The organism is Streptomyces sp. NA04227 (assembly GCF_013364195.1).
GTDB lineage: Bacteria > Actinomycetota > Actinomycetes > Streptomycetales > Streptomycetaceae > Streptomyces.
Window position 1 is genome coordinate 6,624,399 of the sequence record NZ_CP054918.1, and the last position, 25,329, is coordinate 6,649,727.

The window sequence follows — 25,329 nt, forward strand, 5'->3', positions numbered from 1 at the left end:
CCGGGCCGGTTCCCCTCCCCGTCGCAGCCGGTTGTCCGGCGCATTTCGAAACTCAGAGGTAAAGCCATGAAAGTGATCGCCCATCTCGACAAGTGCCGCGGGTACGGCAGTTGCATGCTCGAGGCCCCCGCCGTGTTCGACCTGGACGAGGACGAGAACCGTGTCGTCGTACTGAACGGCGAACCGGGGGACGAGCTGCGTGCCAGGACCGAACGCGCCGTGAGGTCCTGTCCCGCCCGTGCACTCGAGGTGACCGGCTGATGGCCGGGCCCGAGCACGTGGTGGTGGTTGGTGCCTCGCTCGGCGGGATGTCCCTCGTGCAGGAGCTGCGCCGGCTCGGTCACGACGGCCGGGTGACGGTGATCGGGGCGGAGAAGGTCCGCGCCCACTACGACCGCACCCAGCTCTCGAAGGACCTGCTCACCGGCCGCGCCGAACCCGAGTCGCTGTATCTGCTCTCCGAGGCCGAAGTGGCCGCGCTCTCGGCCGACCTGCGCACGGGGCGCCGGGCCACCGGGCTGCGCGTCGGCACCGGCAGGGCGTGCGTAACCGTCGACGACGGCTCTGCCGTGGAGGCGGACGTCGTGGTGATCGCGACGGGATCCTCCGCCCGACGGCCCCCTTTCCCCGCCGACCTGCGGGGTGTCCATGTCCTGCGCACGATGGAGGACGGCCTCGCCCTGCGCGGCGAACTGGCGGCCGCCGACAGTGTCGTGGTCCTGGGCGCCGGTTTCATCGGCTGCGAGGTCGCGGCCGCCGCTCGCGCGCTCGAACGCAGGGTGACCGTGGTCGACGTACAACCGGTGCCGATGTACACGGCCCTGGGTCCCGTGCTCGGAGATCACTTCGCCCGCCTGCACCAGGCACACGGCACCAGGTTCGAACTCGGCACCGCTGTCGACGGGTTGGTCGGACAGGAGCGCGTCACCGGTGTCCGGCTGGCCGACGGCCGGGTCCTCGACGCGGATCTGGTGGTCGTCGGATTCGGCGGTGTCCCCGAGACCGAGTGGCTGCAAGGGTCGGGCGTCGAGGTGGACAACGGAGTGGTCTGCGACGACGCGGGCCGTACCTCAGTCCCCGGGGTCCTCGCCCTCGGCGACGCCGCCCGGTGGCACTCGACCCGGCACGGCCGCGCCGTACGGTCGGAGCACTGGAACCACGTCAGCCTGCAGGCCACCGTCGTGGCGGAGAACATCGTCGCGGGAGCCGCCGCGGCCGACGCCCCGTCACGGCTCGACGCGGTGCCCTCCTTCTGGACCGACCAGTTCGGCTCCCGGATGCAGATGGTGGGCGCACCGGCCAGCGAGGACAGCGTCCACATCGTCGCCGGAACACCGGGCGAGTCCGGTCTGGTCGCGGTCTACACCCGCGACGGCCGCACCACGGCCGCGGTGGCCGTGGACGCACCTCGCGCTCTGATACGGCATCAGGCACTCGTCGCGGACGGTGCCCCCTGGCCCGGTGAGCCCGCGGATCGCTGACCGAGTGCTCCTCGTACCGGTCACCAGGGGAGGGCGGGCGCGCCTTTGGTCCTCCGCCCTCCCGGACGCGGCACACAGCGGGGTCCCTCGCATCGGCTCCCGGCGGCGCCTACCGAGGGCCGATCTGCCCCCGCCACCCGAGCATCTGGGACAGCGACCTGGCCAGCCCGAGCACGACCTCCCGGACCTCCGCGGGGTCGTGCCGGCCCTCCCGTCCGTCGACCACGACGGAAGCCGAAGCCACCACGGCGCCCTCGGCGTCGCGCACGGGCGCGGCGATCGCGGCCGTCGGCGACGTGAGGTCGTGTTCGGTGGCCACGAGACCGGCGCTCCGTGTCTGTTCGAGGACGGTGCGCAGCGCGTCGGCGTCCTCGATGGCGCTCTCGCCCTCAACGGTCGTGAAGTGGCCCAGATAGGCGTCGATGAAGTCGTCCGGGGCGAAGGCCAGCAGCACGAGCCCCCTGGCGCCCACATGCAGGGGGTACGGGCGATAGGTGTTGGCGTAGGAGAGGCTCGGAATCGGAGTGCGCGGCTCGACGCTGGCGATCGCGATGGACGCGTAGGCGTCACGCTCGGCGAGCTGCACAAACCCGCTCACCCGGTCGGAGGCGGTCCGCATCAGCGGCTCACCCGTATGGAAAAGGGGGTGTTCACTCAGATATGAGGATCCGATGGCGAACAGGCGACGGCCGACGTAATGCAGCCCCGTCGCCTCGTCCCGGCGCACGAATCCGTGCTCGCGGAGATAGGCCAGCGTCCGGTGAGCGGTCGCCCATTTCGTGGAGGTACGTTCGGCGAGTTCCTTCGCCCGCATCGGCTTCTCGGCCAGATATTCGAGCATCTGCATGGCCCGATGCATGCTTTGCATCGAGCTCGACGTGGATGCGCGAGCCGAGTCACCGCTTTCGAACATCCCCGGAATTTACCACGGCCGGTATCACGGTTGATCATCGGATCTCCGTACGAGGAACGCCTTCCGCCGGGCCGCCGTCGCACCGCTCGACACCTGCTCACGGGCCCGACATCTCCCGGTGCCCTTTTCGTGCGCTCCGCGCCGATCACACCGGAAAAAGTAGAGTTGCCCTATGAACAAGCGGCTGGCCCTGCTCGCCACCGTCGACCCGGACGTCACGGAGAGCGAGGCGTTCCGGCTGGCACTCCAGCAGGCGGTGACCGAGCTGGGCGGCTGGGGCGGGACCGTGCATCTGCGGGGCCACAGGACCGCGCTGCGGCTGGTCTCGACGACCGGGCTCCCGGCGGAGGTCACCAGGCCCTGGGAGATCATCGATCCGGAGGGACCGGCCGCCCCGGCCCGCGCCGTACGTCGCGGCACCGGCGTGTGGGTGCCCGCCGGATCCGCCGAACCCTGGCCCGGTACGGGACTGGCCGCCGTACCGCTGCTGAGCGGCGGACAGGCGGTCGGCGCCCTCACCGTACTGACCGGCGAGGGCGCCGAGCCCACCCCCGAGCACTGGGACTTCCTGCGGGCCACCGCCACCTGGGCGCAGGAGCGGATGACCGGGGCCCCGCCGCCCGCCGGGCCCCGACCCGCGGGTCCCCGCGGCAGTCGGCTGAGGGAAGCCCTCAACGAGGTCAGGGTCGGTGCCTGGGAATGGGACATCCGCACCCGCGAGCTGTCTCTGGACGAAGCCGCCGCCGCCCTGTTCGGATTCGAGACCCCGAGCACCGTCCCGCCGGTCGAGAGCTGGCTGAGGGTCGTCCACCCCGACGACCTGCCCTCGACCCTGGCGGTCCTGGAGAAGGCCATCACGGACGGCAGCCTCTACGAGGTCGAGTACCGGGCCAGGCGTCCGGACGGCGGCTACGGCTGGACGCGGTCACGCGCCAAAGTGGTGCCCGACCGCAGCGGCGAACCGGTCCGCATGGTCGGCACGGTCTGGGACACCACGGAGTCCCGTTCCGTCCGGGACACGCTCAGCCGCGCCCTGCGGCACATGAGCGACGGCTTTCTGGCAGTGGACGACGACTGGCAGATCGTCTTCGTCAACCGGGAGGCCGAACGCACCCTCGGCTCCCCGGAGGAGGAACTGACCGGCCGCACCCTGTGGGAACTGCGCGCCGTGCGGCGCGTACCGGACCTGGAGAGACGCTGCCGGGAAGCCGTGGCCGACTGCGCCCCGGCCGGCTTCGACATCCTGCTGCCCGACACCGGACGCTGGTACCACCTGCGGCTGGTCCCCGTACCCGACGGCACGACTGTCTATCTCACCGACGTCACGGAGCAGCGGCAGCGCGAGGCCGAGCAGCAGGCGGCGGAGCGGGCCGTGGCCGAACGAGCCGCCCGTATCGCCGAGTTGACAACGGCTCTCGCCGAGGCGACCACCTCGCGCGACGTGGTGGACGCGGTGGCGCGCCGGGTGCTGCCGCCGTTCGGCGCCGCGGGCCTGATCGTGCAGACCGTTGAGGGCGACCGGGTCCACAACCTCGGTGCCGTCGGCCACTCACAGGAATTCCTGGACCGGCTGGACGGCCGTCCGGTCGCGCCCGGCACACCCACGGCGGACGCGATTCTCGCGGACACCCCCGTATTTCTCTCCTCACCCGAGGAGTTCGTGGCCCGGTACCCCGACATGGCCCGTTACCCCGACGTGGCCGGCCGGCCCGGCGAGCGGGGCGGACAGGCGTGGGCCTTCCTGCCGCTGACCGCCTCGGGCCGCCCGTTCGGCATGTGTGTGATCGGTTTCGACGGGCCTCGCCGACTGTCGGGTGAGGAGCGGACCCTGCTCACCGCGATCAGCGGCCTGGTCGCACAGGCCCTGGAGCGGGCCCGGCTGTACGACGCCGAGCACACCCGCGCCCAGGAACTGCAACGAGGCCTGCTCCCACGCGAGTTGCCCGTGCTGCCCGCCTGCACCGCCGCCGCGCGCTACCTCCCCGCCGGGCGGGGCATGGAGGTCGGCGGGGACTGGTACGACGTCATCCCGTTGTCCGCGGGGCGCGTCGCGCTCGTCATCGGCGACGTGATGGGCCACGGACTGTCCGAGGCGGCGACCATGGGACGTCTGCGCACCGCCGTCCGCACCCTCGCCGACCTCGAACTGCCCCCGGACGAGATCATGGCCCACCTGAACGACGTCGTCGGCGGCCTCGGCGAGGACTCGTTCGCCACCTGCCTGTACGCGCTCTACGACCCCACCAGCCGGTCCTGCTCGTTCACCAGCGCCGGGCATCCGCCGCCGGCGGTCCTCCACCCGGACGGCAGCCTGCGGTTCCTGCCCAACACCCCGAACCCGCCGCTGGGCGCCGCGGACCCGCCGTTCGAAACGGCGGAACTGCCACTGCCCGACGAGAGCCTGCTCGTCTTTTACACCGACGGCCTGGTCGAGTCCGCCCGGCGCGACATCGACGCCGGCCTGGCCGAACTCGGCAGCCTCCTGCGGACGTCCGGCGCGGAACAGGCCCAGAACCTGGACCCGCTCTGCGACACCCTCACCACGGGACTGCTTCCCGCCGGGCAGCACGCCACGGAGGACGATGCCGCCCTCCTCGTCGTCCGCGTACACGCGCTGCCCGCCGAAGAGATGGCCTCCTGGTCGCTTCCCGCCGAGCCGCAGGCAGCGGGCCAGGCCCGCCGACACGTCCGCGAGCAGCTTGCCGCCTGGGATCTGGACGACCTGGTGATGACCACGGAGCTGTTGGCCAGCGAACTGATCGGCAACGTCCTGCGCCACGCGAAGGGCGCCCCACGACTGCGGCTGCTGCGCAGTGGCGGCCTGGTCTGCGAGGTGTACGACAGCAGCGTGACCATGCCCCACATCCGCCGCGCGGCGGACACCGACGAGGGCGGCCGCGGATTGCAACTCGTCGCCGCACTGTCCCGCAAATGGGGCACCCGCTACACCGGCAACGGCAAGTGCATCTGGACCGAGCAGGCGCTGCCGGGTACGGCTGACGGCGGGTCGGGGGTGGATCAACTCGCTGCGGGGGCATGGGAGTTCGATGGGGACCTTGACTCTTTGCCGTTTGGGGACGAGGGCTGAAGGGCAGGGCGGCGCCGGAGCTGCCGGCGGTCATGTGTATCCGTTGCGCACTGGACGCCCGCGCGCGGAGTGCTGACCCGCGCACCACAAGGCGGTTTGCCGCGACCGCGTTGTTGGGCAGTGTTGCCGCGCGCAGCCCGTCCATCCGATGTCGTGGGGCGCGGTCGGAAACAGGAAGGCGCTGATTCATGGCTGCCCACCGGTCCGCGGTGCTGCCCCCGTCGCTGCGCGCGTGGCTCGGGCCGGTCGCGGTCCTCGCCGCGCTGGTGGTCGTCGTGTTCGGGGTCCTGTACGCCGGGCACAGCCGGCCCGGCAGGGTGGACGTGTGGATCCAGTCGGCGGTGGGCGATGTGCGGTCGCCGTGGCGGGATATCGCTCTGGCCACGGACTTCTGGGGGGAGCCCGTCGGGGCGGCGGCGCTGGTCGTGGGCGCCGTGACGGGGTGCCTGCTGTTGCGGCGTCCTCGCGCGGCGGTGCTCGTCGTTGTCGGCGCCGGTATGGCCGTGGGGACGACGAGGCTGCTCAAGCCCCTGGTGGGACGGACCATCCATGGCGGGAACCTGTCCTACCCGAGCGGGCACACCGCCTTCTTCACGGCGCTGGCGTTTGTGGTGGCCCTGCTCGCGGCCGATCGCCTCGGCCTGGGCAGGGCGGTCGGCACCTCAGTTGTGCTCGCCGCGGCGCTGGTTGCCGGCGCCGCCATGGGCTGGGCGCAGGTCGCCCTGGGCGCGCACTACCCGACCGACGTCCTCGGCGGCTGGTGCACCGCGCTGGCGGTGACACCGGCGGCGGCGTGGCTGGTCGACCGCACAGCTGACCGGATGGCCGACCGGACAGCCGACCGGCGGGACGATCGGGTGGCCGACGCCGTTCGGCGGGAGCGCCACTGACGTCACATCAGGTCACGTCACATCAGGTCACGCCGCGTCACGTCACGTCGGATCGCTTCACGCCGCATCACGTCCCGATCGGACCACTTCGCCTCACGCCGAGCGGCGGAATACCGGCTTCACCGGTCGCCCGCCCAGCCAGGGCGTGGGGTCGGCGGCCTCAAGTGCCTTCCGGTACACCGCACATGCCTGGGCCACTACGTCGACGGTGCGGTCGATGTCGGCGTCGTCGAGTGCGCTGCTCACCACGAACGACGGGGCGAGCACTCCGCCCGCGAGGAGTCGGCGCAGGAACAGGGTGCGGTACTGCTGCGACGGCTGACGGTTCTCGTCGAGGGTGGCGAAGACCAGGTTGCTGGCGCGGCCCCGGAGGACGAGGTGGTCGCCGACGCCCATGCCGGCCGCCACGTCGCGCACACCGGCGGCCAACCTTTCGCCGAGGGCGTGCAGCCGCGCGGTGATGCCCTCCTCGACGTAGGTGGTCTGCACGGCCATGGCGGCTGCCAGGGCGTGCGTTTCCGCGCCGTGTGTGGTGGACAGCAGGAACACCCGGTCCCCGGAGTGACGCAGCCCGCCCCGCTCCATCAGTTCGCGGCGCCCGGCCAGCGCGGAGACGGCGAATCCGTTGCCCAGCGCCTTGCCGAACGTGGAGAGGTCGGGGACGACGCCGTACAGGCCCTGGGCGCCCGCCTCGGACCAGCGGAAGCCGGTGATCATCTCGTCGAAGATCAGTACGCAGCCGTGCCGGTCTGCCAGTTCGCGCAGTCCGGCGAGGTAGCCAGGCGTGGGGTCCTCCCTGCACACGGGGGTCCCTGCGCCCGAACGGAGTGGGGAGTGGGGGAGGAGTTGAGAGCCAGGGGCAGGGGTGGTGTGGGTGGTGGGTTCCAGGATCAGACAGGCGATCTCGCCCTGGTAGCGGGTGAGCAGTTCCTCCGTGGCGGCCAGGTCCCCGTAAGGGAACGTCACGGTGAGCTCGTTGGTCGCCGCCGGAACCCCGGCGGACATCGGCGTGGTGCCGATGAACCAGTCGTCGACGGAGAAGAACGGATGGTCGGCGCAGACGGCCACTCGCGGGCGCCCGGTGGCGGCGCGGGCGAGGCGCACCGCGGCGGTGGTGGTGTCGGAGCCGTTCTTCGCGAACTTCACCATCTCGGCGGTCGGCACGGTGGCGAGGAAGCGCTCCGCGGCCTCGACCTCCACGATGGACGGCCGGACGAAGTTGCTGCCGCGGTCTAGTTCCCGGCGTACCGCCTCGATTACGCGTGGGTGGGCGTGGCCGAGGCTGACCGACCGCAGGCCGGAGCCGTACTCGAGGTAGCGGTTGCCGTCGATGTCCCACACATGGGCACCACGGCCGTGGCTGATGACCGGGGCCAGGTTCTCGGGGTACTGGTCGTCGCCCTTGGCGTAGGTGTGCGCGCCACCGGGGACCAGCGCGTGCAGCCGCTCGGTGGCCTGCCGCGACCGAGGCAGGGCGAACTCTTCGTTGTCCACGCCGACTTCAGCTCTCTTTCCGCTTCGGAGTCTCGACCTGTTTCTTGGGGGTCTCGACCTGCTTCTTCGGAGTCTCGACCTGCTTCAGGGCCTCGACGAGTCCCGGTGCCTCCCGGTCGCGGCTGGAGATCGATGTGACCGGCAGCGGCCAGGGGATGGCGAGTTCAGGGTCGTCGAAGGCGATCGTCACGTCCTCGGACGGGTCGTGCGGGCGGTCGATGCGGTACGAGACGTCGGCGGTTTCGGTCAGCGCCTGGAAGCCGTGCGCGCACCCCGCCGGGATGTACAGGGTTGCCTGGGTCTCGCCGGACAACTCGAAGGAGGCCCGGTTGCGGTAGGTCGGCGAGTCCGTCCGCAGGTCCACGAAGACGTCGAAGATCCTCCCGTACGAGCACCGCACGAGCTTGGCCTCACCGGCTCCGGAGCGCAGGTGCAGGCCGCGCAGCACGCCCCGGACCGAGCGGGACACGCTGTCCTGGGTGAAGGCGCCCGGGTCGAGGCCCACCGAGCGGACCACGTCGGCGTCGAAGGTGCGGCAGAAGAAGCCGCGCTCGTCGGTGTACGGCGTCGGCTCGAACAGGTACGCGCCGTCTATCTCCGGGACTTCGGTCGCCTTCATGGAGCCTCCCGCAGGGTGTGGGTGTGGGTATGGGTGGGGGCGTGGGTGTGGTCGGGGGCCGGGAACAGGGCTGCGGTCAAGGCGGTGAACTGCTGCTCGAGGCGCCGGGCGACGGTCAGGTTTCGCTCGGTGAGGGTTCGCCGTACCTCCGCCGATCGCTGCTCCAGCGCCCGGAACTGTTCGAGCAGTCGCTCGGCGTCGACCTCGCGAGCCGGGTGGCAGTACGCCGCAAGGCCCATCCGCGCCATGAGCGCGTCGCTCTTGGCCGCATAGCTGAGTGCGAGCGTCGGTGTGCCGACCTTCAGCGCGCAGATCAGGTTGTGGTAGCGGGTCGCCACCACGGTGTCGGCGGCCGCCATCTCCCTCATCAGGTCGGCCAGCGAGGCCACTTCGGCGGCGGTGACCAGTGGCGAATCCACCGCGTCGAGGATCGCGCCGACCACCGGCCGGTCGACCTCGTCGCCGGTGAGCAGCCGGACCGGCCTGCCGTCCTCGACCAGCGCGCGGACGAAGCGCGTCGTTCCGTCGAGGTAGCGGCGGTGGATCTCCTCGGCCCGGGCGCGGTCGTCGTTGCCGCCGTGGAAGGCCATGATGCCGACGCAGACCGGGCCGGGCGGGCCTTGCGGCTCGCTCCTCGGCGGCGTCGGCAGGGCGAAGGCGAGGTCCGGGTAGACCTCGTCGCGCGCGGTGTCCACGCCCATCGCCCGCATCGCGCCCCGGGATTGGGCGTCGCGGTACGACCGGTAGGTGGCGAGCCGCGCCGACCAGCGCACCAGGGCTCGGGTCGGCCGGTCGCCGATCTCGGAGGCGCCTACGCCGACCAACGCGACCCGGGTGCCGAACAGTCGGCCGGACGCGCAGAGCAGGAACAGGGAGTACGGGAAGCCCCACGGCCGCAGTGGCAGTGTGGCCTCCAGGACGCCCATGCCCGGCACGATCACCACGTCGTGTTGGCGTACCCAGGCCGCGGTGCGGGCGGCGTCGACGAGTTTGCCCAGGGCCTTGGCCGCGATGGCGCCCGCGCGCGAGGCGGTCCGGTACTCCCCGCGGTACCAGTGCAGTCGCGTCGCGGGGATCCGGTACCGGGTCGCGACGACTTCGGGTCCGCCGCACAGCGCGTCCACGACCGCGTTCGGGTGCTCGGCGCGCAGGTAGCCGAGCACGGCCTCCAGCGAGCCGTCGTTGCCGAGGTTGCCGGAGCCGAGCAGGCCGAACACCCCGACGCGCACCGGAGTTTCGTACGCGGAGGTCACGCCTGCCTGCCTTCACGGCCGGCGACGAGGGCGTCGACGGAGACGGTGAGCAGGGCCGGGTCGACCGGGGTGCGGTCCTCGACCCGCTCGCCGGCGCCGGGCCGGGCCCGGCTCGCCATCCATGCGGCGAGGTGGCAGTAGCACGCGCGCCGGTCGGCCGAGGACAACGGCGCCCGCCGGATCGCCGCGACGAAGCCCCATACGTACTCGGCGAGGAGCCTGGGCGTGGGGTGCAGCGTGCCTGCTCGGCGCGGGTCCAGGTTGACGCACCTGGAGCGCTTGGAAGGGTTGGCGCGTTCGGCGCGGGTGGGGTGGTCGCGGCGGAAGTACAGGAGTTCCGGTACCTGGTGGAAGGGGCCGTGCAGACCGATCTCGGTGACGAACGTGCGGTCCGCGTGGTGGTAGCTGTCGTGCGGCTTCACCCGGCGCAGCACCTCGGCCCGCATCACGCCGTAGAAGTCGTCGCCGCCTGGCTCGAACAGCATGCTGCGGAAGCGCTCCGGCGGGTGCGGTGAATTGGTGGCGAGCCCGTACTCGTAGGGGACCTTGACCTGGCCCTCGCCGTCGATGACCGCCTGGTCGGCGTGCGCGAGGACGACGTCCGGCCGTTCGTCCAGCGCCTCGACGCAGCGCCGCAGCAGGTCCCGGGCGTACAGGTCGTCGTGCGAGGCCCACTTGAACAACTCGCCGTGGCATTGGGTGAATACGTAGTTGTGGTTCGGTGCGGCGCCGATGTTCCGGGGCAGCCTGAGGTAGCGGATGCGCGAGTCCCGCGCGGCGTAGCGGCGGCAGATGTCCTCGGTGCCGTCGGTCGAGGCGTTGTCGGAGACGACCAGCTCGAAGTCCTCGTAGGTCTGGCCGAGCAGGGCGTCGAGCGACTCGGCCAGGTACTCCTCGCCGTTGTAGACGGGCAGGCCGATGCTCAGCCGGGGCAGGGCGGTCATGTCGTCCTCACTTCGGGGATCGGAGGGTGGTCGTGCTCGCGCAGGGCGGACCGCAGTTGCAGCCACCACACGGCTGAGGCGCTCAACGTGGCGGCGGCGACGCCCCAGGCCGAGCCGACCGTGCCGGCCACGGTCGCGCCGCCGAGTCCGCCGCCGACGTAGCAGAGGGAGGCGAACAGCTGGCAGCGCAGGCTGCGCCGGGCCGCGGCCAGGGCGCGCAGCCCGACCGCGGCGCCGACGCCGAGGCTCGCGCCCGCGACGCCGAGCGTGGCCGGCACGATGAGTTGCGAGGCGGAGTGCCAGACATCGCCGAGTACGAGTTCGCCGGCCCGGCCGGGCACGAGGAGCAGCGCAGCGCCCCAGAGCAGTGCGGCGGCGGCCTGTCCGCCGCCGAGCAGGAGGCAGAACGTGCGCAGTCGGTGCGGGGCCCGTCGTAGTACCCGCGCCGCTTCCGCGACGGTGACCAGCGAGAGCCCCATCAGCACGGCGAGGAACGGGCCGAGCAGGAGTTCGGCGCCTCGGACCGCGCCCACGGCGCCGAATCCGACGATCGCGCCGAGGCCGTAGGCCCGCAACTGGCCGGCGCCGCTGACGCCGACGTTCTCGACCAGGTACCGGTAGCCGAGGTCGCGCTGGTCGCGAAGCCACCGGCGCGCGCCGGTCGGTTGGGGCCGGATGCCGGACTGGAGGCAGCCGTATCCCGCGGCCACCGTGGCGGCCGCGCCCCAGGCGAGCACGAAAGCGGCCACGGTGCCCGCGCGGGCGGCCAGCACCATGGCCGGGACGAGCGCGATGCCCCCCAGGAGGTCGTTGGCGAACGCCTTGCGCCCGGTGCCGGCGGCGAAGAACGAGAACCGCCAGGCGTCTTGCAGCAGCAGTCCCGGCAGCACGACGCCGAGGCAGGCGAAAGCGGGCCCCACGCGGCCACCGAGTGCCGACCCCGCCACCAGACAGACCGCGCAGACGGCGACGGCGACGCCGAGCGCGGTACCCGACGAACTGGCCGCCGCCGAGCGCCAGTTGGCGTCCGGTACGCCGCTGAAGCGCACCACGAGCGGGTCGGTGGCCAGGCCGCGGGAGACCCCGAGGACCACGCCGTAGGTCACCCAGGCCAGGCTGAACACACCGAACGCGGCCAGCCCCAGCGAGCGGGCCACGTAGATTCCCACCGCGAAGTTGGTCATGCTGCAGACCGCCTGGTCGGCCAGCCCCCAGGACAGCCGGCCGACCATGGCGCGCTTGGCGGTGCGCCGGGCGGGCCCGGCCCGGTCCGCCGGTGTCGTCGGCTTCTCCCGCTCGGTGGTCATCGACCTCACGCCTTGATCAGCCCGGCGCCGTGCAGGGCGTCGGCCGCGGCGGCGACGGTGTCGAACGGCAGGCCGGACCGCTCGGCGACGTCCAGCAGACCGTGCTCGCCGTCGGAGAGGCTGAGCACCCAGAGCATGGCCAGCTGGGCCTGCTTCGCGTCGCTGCGACCGCCGAGCGAGTCGTACAACCCCCTTCGGCCGAGCTGGGGTTCGCCGTACGGGCTGAGATTGAGGTAGCGGCGATTGCGGTCCAGGACGGTGAACGCCTCGCGGCAGACGGCGAGTGTGTCCGCCATCGCCCGCGGGGACACGAAGTCCGGGTTGTCCGCCGAGGTGTGGTACTCGGGGTAGCCGGCGTACGGGGTGCGGCTGAGCGAGCCCACGCCGAGATCGAACCCGGGGGAGCAGAACTGCCGCTCGTCGTAGCCGTAGGGAGTGAACTCGGCAACGTGGTGCGGGCGTTCGGAGGCGGCGAGGACGTGCCGCATGACGCGGTCGATCTCCGCGTCGCCGCGCCTGCTCTGCTTGTACGTCAGTTGGCCCGAGTCTCCGGCGCAGGCCAGCACCAGCCCGTGCTTGACATGCTCGATCCGCTCCGCGTGGCGGGCGAGCCAGGTGATCGCTCCGATGGTGCCGGGTGCGAACAGGAACCGGTAGGTGTACCAAGGTGTTTGCTCCGCCAGCGCCCGGGCCAGGAAGGTCGCCACCGCGATACCGGCCAGGTTGTCGTTGGCCAGTGACGGGTGGCAGACGTGGCAGGAGACGAGCACCTCGTCGGGGACCTGCCCGGGGACCACGTGCTCGGCGTAGGTGAGGTGGCCGTCGGCGAGGGTGGAGTCGATGCATACCTCGTAGTCGCCGTCCGGCAGCGCGTCCAGGGTCTCCTGGGCCAGGCAGAAACCCCATCGCGGCTGGTAGTAGCTGGTGCGGTAGGGCACCCAGGACGGATGGTCCGGCAGGGTGTGCAGGTGCGCGCGCAGTTCGGCCAGCGGCATGGTCCGCGCCACGGGCACGCTGTAGCCGAGCACGTGCAGGCTGGACGCGGCGAAGTCGACGACCCGGTTGCCTGCGGAGTCGGCGATGTAGGCGTCACGGATGTTCCACTCCTGCGGCACCGTCCAGTCGAGCACCTGTGTCCCGGTCGGCACCTCGTGCGTCCGCAGCGGGATGTACTCGCCGACGATGTCGAGACTGGCGCGCACACCGTCGCCGGTGATGCTCCGGCACAGCGGGTACAGCCGCTCCACCAGTGCGTGCATCTGTTCGCCGGTCGTGGTCATCGGCGCCACCGCAGGGTGCCGTCGACGGCGTCGGCGTCGGACGCCGCGCGCAGCACGGCGAGGCGGGTGAAACGTCGCTCGAAGTCCTCCCGCGTCAGTCCGTGTTTCCGGTAGGCGTCGGCGAGTTCGAGCGCGCCCTGTTTCACCGTCCACTCGCAGTCGAAGCCGGGCAGCGCGGCGCGCAGTCGGGAGAAGTCCACCCGGTAGGACCGCGGATCGGCACCGGTCTCCCCGGTGATCACCACGCGCGAGCCGGGCACCGCCTCGGCGACCTGCTCGGCGATCTCGGCGACCGTGACGTTGTTGATCTCGCTGCCGATGTTGAACGCCCGGTCGTGCACCGCTTCCCGCGGCGCGGTCAGCACCGCCGTGAAGGCCCGTGCGATGTCGGCGGCGTGCACCAGCGGGCGCCAGGGGGTGCCGTCGGAGAGCACCAGGACCTCGCCGGACAGGAGCGCGTGGCCCACCAGGTTGTTCAGCACGATGTCGGCGCGCAGCCGGGGCGAGTAGCCGAAGGCGGTGGCGTTGCGCATGTACACCGGGCTGAAGTCGCCGTCGGCCAGCGCCCGCAGGTCGTCCTCCACCCGCACCTTGGACTCCGCGTACGGCGTCACCGGGCGCAGCGGGGCGTCCTCGGTCACCAGGCCGTCCCCGCCGGCGGCGCCGTAGACCGAGCAGGTCGACGCGTACACGAAGCGCCGCACTCCCGCGTCCCGGGCGAGGCGGGCCAGCCGCACGGAGGCGTGGTGGTTGATGTCGTAGGTGAGGTCCGGTGCGAGGGCTCCCAGCGGGTCGTTGGACAGGGCGGCCAGGTGGATCACGGCGTCCACACCGGCCACGTGGTCGGGCGTGACGTCGCGCAGGTCCACGTCGTGTCCGGGCGGGTCCGCGGGCATGGGGTATCCCCTGCTCGAAGAGCTTGGGGAAAGGCCGAGGACGCAGTCGGCGAACAGGCCCGAGTCGAGGCCGACGACTTCGTGCCCGGCGGCCGCGAGGACCGGGGCCATCACGGTGCCCAGGTAGCCCTGGTGTCCGGTGAGCAGCACGCGCAAGGTTCAGTCCCCCAGGTCGAGTGTGAGTTTGGTGGCGGCGAACGCCTCGGCGTAGCGCGCGTGGCATTCGATGCCGCGGATGCGCGCGAGGCCCAGGAAGGCCTCCCGGTCGTACCAGGGCCGGTGCCGTTGCGAGGGGTAGTGCTCCTGCAGCAGCCGCACCTTCTGTTCGGCGACCTCCGGCGACAGCGGCTGGTAGGCCGCGAGTCGGGTGAGATCGCCGTCCCATTTGACGATCTCGTAGCCGAGGACGAGGTGGTCGCGGAAGGCGGTCGTGATCAGCTTCGCCAGGCCGCGGTGATCCTGGTGCGCGTCGTCGGTACGCGGGGCAAGCACGACATCCGGCTCGCTCCGCTCGCGCAGCTCCTCGACCGCGGCCTTGGCCTCGTCCCAGTACGCGGGCAGCCGTCCGTCCGGCAGCTTGAGCACGGTCAGCCGCAGGTCGGCGCCCGGGCAGAAGGCGGTGAGCGCGGCCTCTTCCTCCTGCTCCCGTTCGCTGCCACCGCCGGAGAGCACCAGTGCGTCGATACGGATACCCGGCCGCGCGAGGCACATCGTCAGCAGCGTGCCACCGGCACCGATGGCGATGTCGTCGCAGTGCGCGCCCACCGCGACGATCCGGTCCAGGTGCCCGGCCCCGAGCCTCAGCACGCTCTCGCTCCGGCGCCGTCCCGGCCGACGCTCGCGCCGATCCCTGCGCCGTCGCGTTCCCACACGGCCCACGGGCGGTCGCCCCGGGCATAGGCGGCATCCAGCGCGGCCCGCTCCTTCACGGTGTCGGTGGGCTTCCAGAAGCCGCGGTGCTGGTGCGCCACCAACCGTCCGCGCTTGGCCAGTTGGGCGCAGCCGTCGGCCACCAGGTCGCCGTTCTCCGGTATGTGGTCGAAGATCTCCTGGCGGAGCACGAAGTAGCCGCCGTTCTCCCACAGCGGCAGTTCGCTCACCGCGGTGATGCCGCCCACCAGGCCGTCCTCGCCCAGGTCCACACAGTGGAACGAGGACTGCGGCGGCACCACCGTCATCGACGCACCGGCGTCACGCCGGGCGAACCGGTCGATCATCTCCGGCAGCGGGGCATCGGTGAGCACGTCGGCGTAGTTGGCGAGGAACATCTCGTCGCCGTCCAGGTGGTGCCGCACCCGGCGCAGCCGCTCCCCGATCGGTGACTCGATGCCGGTCTGCGCGAACGTGATCGTCCAGTCGGCGATGTCGGTGGACAGCAACTCGGTGCGCCCGCCCCGCAGTACGAAGTCGTTGGACGCCGTCTCCTCGTAGTTGAGGAAGAAGTCCTTGATGTGGTGGGCGCCGTAGCCGAGGCACAGGATGAAGTCGGTGTGCCCGAAGTAGGCGTAGTAGCGCATGACGTGCCAGATCAGCGGCCGGGGGCCGACCATCGCCATCGGTTTGGGCATGTCGTCGAAGGCTCCGTTGCGCATGCGCAGCCCGTAACCGCCGCAGAACAGTACGACCTTCATCGCGTGACCTCGACAATGCTCAGTTCGGGAATGGGAAAGACCAGGCGGCCGCCCCAGGCGTGGACGAAGGACAGTTGCTCGACCAGTTCGTCCCGCAGGTTCCACGGGAGGACGAGGACGTAGTCCGGTTTGTCGGCGGCTATCCGCTCGGGCGGCAGGACCGGGATCCGGGTGCCGGGGGTGAACCTGCCGTGCTTGTAGGGGTTGCGGTCGACCGTGTACGCGAGCAGGTCGGGCCGGATGCCGCAGTGGTTGAGGAGGGTGTTGCCCTTGCCCGGGGCGCCGTAGCCGACGACCGTCTCGCCGCGCTCGGCCGCCTCGACGAGGAACCGCAACAGGTCCCGGCGCACCTTGGCCACCCGGGCGGAGAACTCGGCGTAACCGGACAGTTCTTGCAGTCCGGCGGCCTTCTCGCGGGCCAGTACATCGGCCACGCTCCGGGAGGGCTCGCCCGCCGCCTCGGCCGGGCGGGCCCACAGCCGGATGGAGCCGCCGTGCGTGGGCAGCAACTCGACGTCCACCAGCGCGAGTCCGCCGCTCGCGAGCGCCCGGATCGCGGAGGCGACCGTGTAGTACTGGAAGTGCTCGTGGTAGATCGTGTCGTACTGGTTCCGCTCGATCAGGCTCAGCAGGTGCTGCACCTCGATGGAGACCCAGCCGTCGTCGGCGACCAGGGCGCGCAGCCCCTGGGTGAATCCGACGACGTCGGGGATGTGGGCGTACACGTTGTTGGCCACGACCAGGTCCGCGGGGCCGTGTTCGGTTCGGACGGCGGCGCCGGTGGCCGGGTCCAGGAACTCCGTGAGGGTGGGCACTCCCGACTCCCTCGCCGCGGCGCCGACGTTCACCGACGGTTCGATGCCGAGGCAGCGGATCCGACGGTCCACCAGGTGTTTGAGCAGGTAACCGTCGTTGCTCGCGACCTCGACCACGAAGGAGTCGGGGCCCAGTGCGAGGCGCTCCGCGGCGTCGGCGACGAATGTGCGTGCGTGCTCCACCCAGGAGGTCGAGTAGGAGGAGAAGTACGCGTACTGCGTGAACGTCTCCTCCGGCGTGATCAGCGGTGGGATCTGTGCGAGCCAGCAGTCCGTGCAGACCCGCAGGTGCAGCGGGTACGCGGGCTCCGGCTGGTCCAGTTGGTCCGCGGCGAGAAAGCTCTCGCACGGCGGGGTCGCCCCCAGATCGACGACGCTCGCCAGCGCCGCCGAGCCGCAGAGTCGGCATCCTGTCATCTGCTCCCCCCATCTCCGCTCGCGCGGGTGCCCCGTCGCGAGTCGGTGTTCGCGTTTCCTGTCGGCGGCGGGACGTCCCCGCCGCCGGACCGCCCCGCGATCGCGGTGCGGTACCCCTCCACCAGGCGCTCCAGGCCGACGGCCGGGCTGAACCCCTGCTCGTAACGGCGCCGGGCCGCCCGGCCCATCTCTTGGTTGTGCGCCCGATCGGTCGCGATCCGGCGTACGCAGGACGCGAGCGAGGCGGGGTCGCCCGGCCGGTGCAGCAGCCCGGTCACCCCGTCCTCGACGAGTTCGACGAAGGCGCCGTGACCGGCGGCGACGGCCGGGACCCCGGCCGCCATCGCCTCCGCGACCACCAGGCCGAACGTCTCCAGGACCATCGAGGGAGCGACCACGGCGACCGCCCGCGCGAGGGCCTGCCGACACTGCTCCGGGTCCCACAGGCCCACACACCGCACGTCGTCCCGGCCCGCCGCCCACGCGGTGACCTCGCGCTCCAGCGGCCCCGCACCGGCGAGCACGAGCGGCACACCCACACCGCCGCCCGCGGCGATCTCGTCCCACGCGGCCATGAGCAGCCGCACGCCCTTGGCCTCCGCGAGCCGGCCGAGAAAGAGCAGATGCTCGCCGTCGCCCGCCCGGCGGGCGCCCGGGTCGGGCACGAAGTTGTGCTTCACCGCGAGCCGTTCGGGCGGCATGCCGGAGCGCACCAGCAGGTCGCGCTGCGCCGCGGAGATGCAGAAGAACCGCTCCACGCCGGACCACCACCGCCGCCGGTTGACCGACAGGCTGACCGCCAGCGGCACCGTCGCCAGCCGGGAGCCGCGGTAGCAGCCGTGCCGGACAGCGGGGAGCGACGCCGTCGACCCGACGCACTCGGTGCACAGCCGGCCCTCGCGGTGCAGCGTGCCGGGCGGGCAGACCTGGGTGTAGTTGTGCAGCGTGGCGACTGCGGGCACGTCGGCGTCGGCGCAGGCGGCGAGGACCGCGGGCGACAGGAGCGGGAAGACGTTGTGGACGTGCACCACGTCGGGGCGTGAGGTCCGCAGCCGCGCGGCGAGCTCCGCGCGGACCGCCGGGTTCCACGGCACGAGCAGCGGCACCGCGGCCTTGCCGAGCAGGGACCGGGCGGCGATGTCGTCGCTGCGCCGCTCGAACAGGTCGACCTGGTGGCCGGCCGCGCGCAGCAGCGCCACCTCTTCGTCGACCACCCGGTTCTCCCCGCTCGGCTGCGCCGAGGAGTAGCGGTTGTGCACTACGAGGACGTGCATGCGCAAGGTCACCTCCGGGTCCATCGCGGGATACGTCGTCGAGCAACCGCGGCCGTCGACACGGGAGTTGCCGCGTCGGGCGCCGCGAGCAGCGAGGCGGCCAGGGCCAGATGCAGCAAATACGGCGAGGCGTCACCGAGCCCGGCCTCGGTGTACGACGAGATCGCGCAGTAGCTGATCAGGAAGATCGCGCAGGCCCTCGGCAGCGAGGGCGGCCGCAGCAGCGCGACGCCGCCCAGGACGGTGATCATCGCCGCTACGACGGTGACGCCGATCAGACCCTGCTCGTGGTAGACGGCCAGCCAACTGTTGTCGATCGGCAGCCCGTTGAACGATTTGTCGCTGAGACCCGTGCCGAACACCTTCTCCCCGGTGGTCCGGGGAGCCGCGAGGAGGGCGTCCCAGACCTTGGCCCGACCGGTGAGGTCGGTCAGGTCCTGCTGGCTCTGTCCGCGCAGGAACCACGCCCGCAGCGCGGAGCTGAACGCCGCCGCCGCCACCGTGGCGCACAGCACCGTCCAGGCGAAGAACCGGCGGGCGGCCGCGCTGGTCAGGACGAGCGAACCGATCGCCAGTGCCAGCCCGATGAGCAGGCCGAGCGTGGCCGTGCGGGTATGGGTCAGCGCGAGCAGGACGAGTGACGGCACGATGATCACCGCCGCCCCGGCCCCGGTGGTCCGGCGGCCGAGCACGAGCAGCACGGTGAGCCCGGTGATCACCGCGGCGTACTGTCCGATCTGCGGCGGGGTGAGCGGCCACAACGCGCCGACCAGGCGTCCGCCGTAGTACTCGGGCATGGCCGTGCCCGGTGAGACGGCCAGGCCCGCGGCCACCAGGACGAGCACCGCGAAGTACATCCGGATGTGGTGCCGGACGAAGGTCAGGCCGCCGTCCCACCAGCGGCTGAGCAGCCACAGCGTGCCGACGAAGAGAGCGAGCCGGGCGCAGCGGAACAGCGCGCCGTACCCGACCTCCAGGTTCGCGCTGGCGATCACGCTCGGCACCAGGAGCAGCGTGAGCAGGAAGACGAAGGCGCTGGGGCGGACGAGCAGCCGGAGATTGAGCGCGAGCGCCAGGGCGAACGCGGCGGCCAGGGCGCCCATCGTGGCCATCTGGATGAGCGAGCGGGGCAGCGGGACGACGGTCTTCGCTCCGGCGGAGCCGAGCGTGTTGAGGGCCAGCAACGCCCAGACGATCCCGACTGCTTTTGGTGTGCCGACAGGGCGTGTTGGGGCGTCGGGCTGTGCGCCCGCCGCGCCCGCCGTGCCCGGTCCGCCCGGCAGCGCACCGTGCGTCAGGTTCCCGGCCATGTCAACCACCGGCCCGCGGGTCGAAGGTGCTGTCCTCGTCCTGCCGGTAGGGCGTGTTCTGCCACTGCCCGGGGTCGACTTCGCGGCTGACGTCGCCCGCGACGAAGCTCCACGGCCCGCGGTAGGCGTTGTCGTGCCAGCGGTTGTGCTGGTGGTGGGTGATCGCCTCGGCCACCCGCTTGCCCTTGTACGGCGACCAGTTCGGATAGGTGCCGTAGTTGGCGAGGACCGCCATGCGGCTGCAGTCCGCCGCGCACTTGACGACGGACGGGTCCAGGACGAAGCGGTTGTCGTGGATGTCCACCCGCTGGGTCTTCCAGCGGCAGTCGGCGTGGAGCGGTGCGGTGGTGATCGCCGGTCGCGTGCAGCGGCCGGTGTCCTTCACCAGCAACGTGCAGTAGCCGGTGGAGGTGTTGGCGGGGCTGTTGCAGAACCGGTCGGCGTTCTCCCACAGGGTGATGCCGTTCCAGTTGTTCTCCAGCACGTTCCGGTAGATCTCGATCTTGTCCGTGCGGGCTGGGATCCGTGGTTCGCCGCCGGCTTCGGACACGTAGACGGTCGCGTACGGGAAGGTGTCGCCGCGCTCGGCGCTCTTACGGCCCTCGACCCAGTTGTTGTGCCGGATCGTGTTATTCCGGATGACCGCGTTGTAGCTGGTCTCGTACATCAGCGCGGCGCCGTCGTTGGCCTCCAGGACGTTGCTCTCGATGCGGAAGTCATTGTTGTTGTTGTCCGCCCACAACCCGGCTCCGCGGTTGTCGTGCACCCAATTGCCGCGGATGTCGGCGCCGTTGACGGCCCAGAACTTGATGCCCCCGGTGCAGCCGCAGCCGGGCTTTCGCCGCTCCCAGTCGTCGGTGTTGTTGCCGACGATCTCGTTCCCCTCGACCACCAGGCCACGGATCGAGTCGCCGGTCTTGTAGGCGTTCATTCCGTACTGCCCGTTGCCGCGCAGGCAGCTCGCGCGGACCTGCTGGCGGGCACCGGCCATCAGCCCCGCGCCGGAGTTGTGCTGGATCGTCGCGTGCTCGATCACCCAGCCGTCGGCCATGTCGTGGTTGACCACGCCCTCGTTGTTCGGCGCGACGAACCGCTGCACGGTCAGGTGGCGGAGGGTGACGTCGGGGGCGCTGCCGCCGAACGCGTACTGGTTGGTCCTGCGGCCGTCGAGCACCGCGCCGGGCGCGCCGAGGTAGTGGTTCCCCTTCTTCGGTACGACCTGGGCGTAGCGGTCCGGTTCGAGCCTGTGCGTGCCCGGCCGAAGCCAGAACGTGGTGTGCGGGGGGCTGTTGTCGGTCTTCGCGGCCAGGTCACCGACCACGGCGGGGTCGATGGTCACCGCGCCCGCCGGTGCCTGCGCCGGTCCGGCAGCGGGCTCGGCGCACACCCGGGCCACGGACGTGGACGGCCCGGCGGTCGGCTGCGGCCGCGCGCTCGGCGTGCTGTCGCAGCCGGTCGCCGCCGTCAGGACGAGTGCCAGCGGTGCCGTCGGCAGCGCCCAGCGCCGCCACTTGATCAGCACGCGTCCTCCCCGGCCGCGAACCTGAGTACGGTGGTGAACCCCCGCACGCCGTCGGTGAAACCGGTGCCGACCAGCGTGGTGGCGGGTTCCTTGCGCCCGAAGCCGGGGGAGTACCAGCCCAGCGGCGGGGCGCTCTCGCCGCGATGCGCCCGCCAGCGGAGCTGCTCGGGCAGGTCGAGCACCGCGGAGCGGGCCTCGCCGTCCCGGGCCCAGGTGAGCACGGCCCGGTTGCCGACCAGGTCGGCGGTGATCGCGGGGCCGAGGTGGAACGCCAGGTGTACGGCCCGCCGGTCGCCGCGGACCTCGTCGATCACCCGCAACTCCTGCCTCACGGCGGTCAGTTCCACCCGGCGGCGGTGCACGGAGGGCCGGTACCCGTCGTGCTCGGCGCACCAGCGGGCCGTCCCCCCGTGGGCGGTGCCGGAGGTGTCCGCGGCCAGGACGCGGCTGCGGGCCTGACGGGTCCACAGGAAAGGGCCGCCGGAGACGGACTGGTCGCCGCCGTCCAGTCGCAGGGTGTTGTGGCCGAGGGTCGACCGGAAGTACTGCCGCCACTCGGGCTGGCCGTGGTAGCAGAACGTCCCCGGGTCGGCGAGCACGTCGACCCCGTCGTGTCTGACCTCCACGGACAGCGCGTCCGCGTGGGCGTGCGCGGCGATGGACAGGAAGCCGTGCGGACCGCCGTCGCAGCGGCACCAGATCCCCGCCGGGCCGCGCAGGATGGTCATGCCCGCGTCGGCGAAGTGGCCCGGCCGACTTGCCGGGCGGGTCACGGCAGTCGCGGCTCCTTCTGTCGGGTACGGCCGGATGAGCGCGGCGAGCAGCGGGGTGCGCACATCGGTGCCGGTCACTTCCGGCCACCAGGCGAGTCGGCCGAACACGGCGTCCCCGGTCGCGAGGAGCGAGGCCCAGCGGTCGGTGCCCGCGCCGTCCACCACCAGACCGTGTCCGTCGTCCGCGTCCCCCTGGCGCGGCGGCCGTAATCGGTTGTCCACGACGGCCGCGAGCGCGTCGGACATCCGCAGCAGCACCAGCCGGATCGAGTCGGGGACCGGCACACCCGCGGCATCCGCCTCGGCCACCGCGGCCAGGCCGAGTTCGAGCACCAGGCCGTGGTACTCGGTGGCCAGCTCGCGGTTGAGGCCCGAGTCGAAGGTGTTGCCGCGCAGATGCCGCTCCAGCGACCGCAGGGCCTCGGTGCGCCAGCGCGCCGAGGAGGGGAACCAGCCGAACGCGCAGGCCGCGGCGAACTGCCCGGTGGCCTCGGCGATGACGTGGTTGTTCGCCGAAGAGCCCCGGCTGGGGAAGGCGGCCAGCCAGCGCTGGTGGTGCCAGATCTGGTTCACCGCCAGCGGGTTGCCCTCGAACAGCGCGACCGCCCCCGGCCAGCCGTCGAGCAGCCGGCGGATCCACACCCAGGACAGGAGCCGGATGCCCAGCTCGATTCCGCTGACCCAATGCACGCCGCGGAGCGGTGGGTTGGCCGTCCACCACGACCGCAGGTGTGCGGCCACGGTCTCGGCGTACCGCTCGTCGCCGGTGAGCGCGTAGGCGGTGGCGAGCACGGTGAGGTACTGGTGCCGGGACAGCTCCCAGATCTGCTTGATGTCCCCTACCGCTTCCTCGTCGCGGTAGGGCACGTCGAAGGCATAGCCGCCCGGGGCCCGGCGCCCGGTCTTCGGGTCGTACGACCAGTCCGGGTCGGCCAGGTCGTCGCGGACCACCCCGAAGTACTCGGCCCGCCCGGCCATCAGCCGGTCCGCCTCGGCGATGAGCCGTTTCGCGGCGTCCGGAGGTATCGCGGCGATCGCCTCGGCGGGCAGTACCGCGGTGAACCGGGCGACCGTCACGCTCGGGCACTTGGGCCGCGCCGACCGCCAGCGCCGCCTGCGCACCGCGTCGCCCACCCGGCCGCCGACCTCCCGCGGTCCCATCCGGGACAGCCGCCGCAGGTACCAGCCCGGACTCCCCGAGCTCACGGTCATCGCGCCCTCTCCAACGTCACCGGCGCGCCCCCGGCCAGACCGGTCCGCACGGCGAGGGTGGCCGCCGTGGTGGCGACCAGCGACTGAAGCGGCACCGGCATCGGCCCGCCGGTCCGTACGGCCTTGACGAACGCCGCCAGTTCGGCGGACTGACCCTTGTCCCGGGCCCTCGGCAGCCGCGAACTGACCCACCGATTACGGCGGCCGCCGAACACCGTGGCACGGGCGAAGTCGTCGAACCGCAGCACCTTGCCGTCCGCGATCAGGTCCAGCGTCTCCTTGGGAAAGCCGGATGCGCCGGTGGTGACGTAGCTGATGGTGGCGGTGGACCCGTCCGGGTAGCGCAGCACGACCTGGAGGTCCTCGTTGCCGGAGGGGGCGGCCGCGTACACCGAGACCGGATCGGCACCGAGCAGCCAGCTCGCCGTGTCGATGAAGTGTCCGCCCTCACCGGCGAACCGCGAGCCCTCGGTGCCCTGTTGGAGGTACCAGCTGCCGTGCTGCAGTTGGCCCGCGTTGACCAGATAGCGCAGGCTCGCCGGACCGGTCCGGGTGCCGAACCGGTTCCTGGCCTCCTGCAGCAGCGGCGCGAACCGGCGGTTGAAGCCCACTTGCAGCCGGTCGTTGCCGGACTCCTCCACCGCGGCGAGCACACGTGCCAGCTCGTCCTCGGTGAGGGCCAGTGGCTTCTCCACGAACACGGTCTTGCCCGCCAGGAGTGCCCTTCGGGTCAGTTCGGCGTGCGAGCTGTGCCGGGTGACCACGAACACCGCGTCGATGGACGGGTCGCCGAGCACGGCGTCGAGGTCGGTGGTCGCCTCGGCGAAGCCGAACTTCCGCTTCGCGTTGGCCGCGGACAGCGCCGTCGTGGTGACGACCGTCGACAACGCGACACCGTCGCGCTCCGCCAGGTGCGGCAGCAGCATCGACGTCGCGTAGTTCCCCGCGCCGACGAACGCGAGGCGCACCGGCGTCCCGGCAGCCCGGGCCGGGGTGGACACTCTGCCCCTGGGCTGCTTCACCGCGGGCACGGCCACCGCCGGGGCCGCCGCCTGCCCCGCGTGTTCGGGGTAGCGGAACAGCACCGCCACGGCCTTCAAGTCGCCGTCCTTCAGGCGCTGGTACGTCTCGACGGCGTCGTCGAAGTCCGCGATGTGGGAGATCAACGGCTCCACGTCGACGCTGCCGCGGGCCGTGAGATCGAGGAAGCACGCCAGGTTGCGGCGCTCGGTCCAGCGCACGTAGCCGATCGGGTAGTCCCGCCCCTCGAGCTCGTACTCCGGGTCGTAGCGCCCGGGGCCGTAACTGCGCGAGAACCGGACGTCGAGCTCTTTCTCGTAGTACGCGTTCCACGGCAGGTCCAGGCGGCACTTGCCGATGTCGACGACCCGGCCGCGGTCGCGGCAGAGCCGGGCGGCCAGTTCGACGGGCTCGTTGCTGCCGCCGCCCGCGGCCAGATACACCTGGTCCACACCGTGACCGCCGGTGAGTTCGGCGACGGCGGCTTCGACGGCCGTGGACTCGGGAGCGCCGCAGGTCGCGGCGCCCATGCGCTCCGCGAGCTCGCAGCGCACCGGATCGGGGTCGGCCCCGACGACGCGGATCCCCGAGGCGGAAAGGAGCTGCACGACCAACTGCCCGATCAGTCCGAGGCCGATGACCAACGCCACCTCGCCCAGCTGCGGCTCGCCTTGGCGGACCCCCTGCATGGCGATCGACCCGACGGTGCCGAAGGCGGCGTGCCGCGGCGCGAGGCCGTCCGGCACCGGGACGTAGAGGTTCTTCGGCACCCAGTTCAGCTCGGCGTGCAGCGCGTGCTCGTTGCCGGCGCAGGCCACGAGGTCGCCGACCTTCACGTCGTCGATCCCGGTGCCGACCTGCTCGACCACCCCGCACAGCGAATAGCCGAGCGGCGTGTAGGAGTCCAGCTTGCCCATCACCTTGCGGTAGGTGGCGGGCACCCCGTTGGTGGCCACGCTCTGCATGACCTTGGCCACCTGGTCCGGACGTGAGCGGGCCTTGCCCAGCATCGACATGCCGGCTTCGGACACCTTCATGAGCTCGGTCCCGGTGGATATCAGCGAGTAGGCGCTGCGGACGAGCACACCGCCCGGCTTGCACCCCGGCACCGGCACGTCGAGCACCGCCAACTCGCCGCTCTTGTAGTTCTGTACAACCTGTTTCACCCGAAGTCCCCTTGTTTCTCGGCG

Annotated in this window: 20 protein-coding genes; 4 read left to right on the plus strand and 16 right to left on the minus strand. The window is 71.8% G+C overall.

Going from position 1 to position 25,329, the window contains the following annotated elements; genetic code table 11:
* Positions 1 to 66: 66 nt before the first annotated feature.
* Together HUT18_RS28100 and HUT18_RS28105 are read left to right on the plus strand one after the other, a co-directional pair.
* Positions 67 to 261: a ferredoxin gene (locus HUT18_RS28100; RefSeq protein WP_176103325.1), complete on the plus strand. Its 195-nt coding sequence runs from the start codon at positions 67 to 69 to the stop codon at positions 259 to 261.
* On the plus strand, positions 261 to 1,481 hold the full coding sequence (locus HUT18_RS28105; protein ID WP_176103326.1) for an NAD(P)/FAD-dependent oxidoreductase: 1,221 nt from the start codon (positions 261 to 263) through the stop codon (positions 1,479 to 1,481). Before HUT18_RS28100 ends, HUT18_RS28105 begins: the two co-directional genes overlap by 1 nt.
* A 109-nt stretch (positions 1,482 to 1,590) precedes the next feature.
* On the opposite strand, the gene HUT18_RS28110 is transcribed toward HUT18_RS28105, so the two are convergent.
* On the minus strand, positions 1,591 to 2,328 hold the full coding sequence (locus tag HUT18_RS28110) for an IclR family transcriptional regulator (protein WP_176103327.1): 738 nt from the start codon (positions 2,326 to 2,328) through the stop codon (positions 1,591 to 1,593).
* A 238-nt stretch (positions 2,329 to 2,566) separates the two neighbouring features.
* On the opposite strand from HUT18_RS28110, the gene HUT18_RS28115 reads away from it, so the two are divergent.
* Together HUT18_RS28115 and HUT18_RS28120 are read left to right on the plus strand one after the other, a co-directional pair.
* Positions 2,567 to 5,482 carry a SpoIIE family protein phosphatase gene (locus HUT18_RS28115; protein WP_176103328.1) on the plus strand — a complete coding sequence of 972 codons (2,916 nt, stop codon included), beginning with the start codon at positions 2,567 to 2,569 and terminating at the stop codon, positions 5,480 to 5,482.
* 188 nt (positions 5,483 to 5,670) lie between these two features.
* Complete coding sequence (locus tag HUT18_RS28120; RefSeq protein WP_176103329.1) at positions 5,671 to 6,372, plus strand: phosphatase PAP2 family protein; 702 nt, start codon at positions 5,671 to 5,673, stop codon at positions 6,370 to 6,372.
* A gap of 93 nt (positions 6,373 to 6,465) precedes the next feature.
* Here HUT18_RS28120 and HUT18_RS28125 read toward each other — a convergent pair whose 3' ends face one another.
* Genes HUT18_RS28125 through HUT18_RS28195 form a run of 15 tightly spaced genes read right to left on the minus strand, consistent with a single transcriptional unit; the run spans position 6,466 to position 25,305 of the window.
* A complete protein-coding gene (locus HUT18_RS28125; protein WP_176103330.1) occupies positions 6,466 to 7,866 on the minus strand; it encodes a glutamate-1-semialdehyde 2,1-aminomutase in 1,401 nt (466 codons plus the stop codon).
* A 7-nt stretch (positions 7,867 to 7,873) separates the two neighbouring features.
* Complete coding sequence (gene rfbC, locus HUT18_RS28130) at positions 7,874 to 8,485, minus strand: dTDP-4-dehydrorhamnose 3,5-epimerase (RefSeq protein WP_176103331.1); 612 nt, start codon at positions 8,483 to 8,485, stop codon at positions 7,874 to 7,876.
* A complete protein-coding gene (locus HUT18_RS28135; RefSeq protein ID WP_176103332.1) occupies positions 8,482 to 9,738 on the minus strand; it encodes a polysaccharide pyruvyl transferase family protein in 1,257 nt (418 codons plus the stop codon). Before HUT18_RS28135 ends, rfbC begins: the two co-directional genes overlap by 4 nt.
* Positions 9,735 to 10,682 (minus strand): glycosyltransferase family 2 protein, encoded by a 948-nt coding sequence (locus tag HUT18_RS28140; protein ID WP_176103333.1) that lies wholly within the window; start codon positions 10,680 to 10,682, stop codon positions 9,735 to 9,737. The genes HUT18_RS28135 and HUT18_RS28140 overlap by 4 nt, the downstream gene beginning before the upstream one ends.
* The gene (locus HUT18_RS28145) at positions 10,679 to 11,989 is read right to left on the minus strand and encodes a hypothetical protein (protein WP_176103334.1); all 1,311 of its coding nucleotides are present in this window, start codon (positions 11,987 to 11,989) and stop codon (positions 10,679 to 10,681) included. The genes HUT18_RS28140 and HUT18_RS28145 overlap by 4 nt, the downstream gene beginning before the upstream one ends.
* A 5-nt stretch (positions 11,990 to 11,994) precedes the next feature.
* Positions 11,995 to 13,269: a DUF4910 domain-containing protein gene (locus tag HUT18_RS28150; protein WP_176103335.1), complete on the minus strand. Its 1,275-nt coding sequence runs from the start codon at positions 13,267 to 13,269 to the stop codon at positions 11,995 to 11,997.
* Positions 13,266 to 14,321, minus strand: coding sequence for an NAD(P)-dependent oxidoreductase (locus HUT18_RS28155; RefSeq protein ID WP_176103336.1), 1,056 nt, complete (start codon positions 14,319 to 14,321; stop codon positions 13,266 to 13,268). Before HUT18_RS28155 ends, HUT18_RS28150 begins: the two co-directional genes overlap by 4 nt.
* A 3-nt stretch (positions 14,322 to 14,324) precedes the next feature.
* On the minus strand, positions 14,325 to 14,972 hold the full coding sequence (locus HUT18_RS28160) for a PIG-L deacetylase family protein (RefSeq protein ID WP_176103337.1): 648 nt from the start codon (positions 14,970 to 14,972) through the stop codon (positions 14,325 to 14,327).
* Complete coding sequence (locus tag HUT18_RS28165) at positions 14,966 to 15,796, minus strand: glucose-1-phosphate cytidylyltransferase (protein ID WP_176103338.1); 831 nt, start codon at positions 15,794 to 15,796, stop codon at positions 14,966 to 14,968. Before HUT18_RS28165 ends, HUT18_RS28160 begins: the two co-directional genes overlap by 7 nt.
* Positions 15,793 to 17,028 (minus strand): class I SAM-dependent methyltransferase, encoded by a 1,236-nt coding sequence (locus tag HUT18_RS28170; protein WP_176103339.1) that lies wholly within the window; start codon positions 17,026 to 17,028, stop codon positions 15,793 to 15,795. Before HUT18_RS28170 ends, HUT18_RS28165 begins: the two co-directional genes overlap by 4 nt.
* On the minus strand, positions 17,025 to 18,302 hold the full coding sequence (locus tag HUT18_RS28175; RefSeq protein WP_176103340.1) for a glycosyltransferase family 4 protein: 1,278 nt from the start codon (positions 18,300 to 18,302) through the stop codon (positions 17,025 to 17,027). The genes HUT18_RS28170 and HUT18_RS28175 overlap by 4 nt, the downstream gene beginning before the upstream one ends.
* An 8-nt stretch (positions 18,303 to 18,310) precedes the next feature.
* Entirely contained in the window at positions 18,311 to 19,612 is a 1,302-nt protein-coding gene (locus HUT18_RS28180) for an O-antigen ligase domain-containing protein (protein WP_176103341.1), read from the minus strand.
* A gap of 1 nt (position 19,613) precedes the next feature.
* On the minus strand, positions 19,614 to 21,134 hold the full coding sequence (locus HUT18_RS28185; protein ID WP_176103342.1) for a right-handed parallel beta-helix repeat-containing protein: 1,521 nt from the start codon (positions 21,132 to 21,134) through the stop codon (positions 19,614 to 19,616).
* Positions 21,128 to 23,119, minus strand: coding sequence for an alginate lyase family protein (locus HUT18_RS28190; RefSeq protein ID WP_176103343.1), 1,992 nt, complete (start codon positions 23,117 to 23,119; stop codon positions 21,128 to 21,130). Before HUT18_RS28190 ends, HUT18_RS28185 begins: the two co-directional genes overlap by 7 nt.
* A complete protein-coding gene (locus HUT18_RS28195; RefSeq protein WP_176103344.1) occupies positions 23,116 to 25,305 on the minus strand; it encodes a bi-domain-containing oxidoreductase in 2,190 nt (729 codons plus the stop codon). Before HUT18_RS28195 ends, HUT18_RS28190 begins: the two co-directional genes overlap by 4 nt.
* Between the last annotated feature and the right edge of the window lie 24 nt (positions 25,306 to 25,329).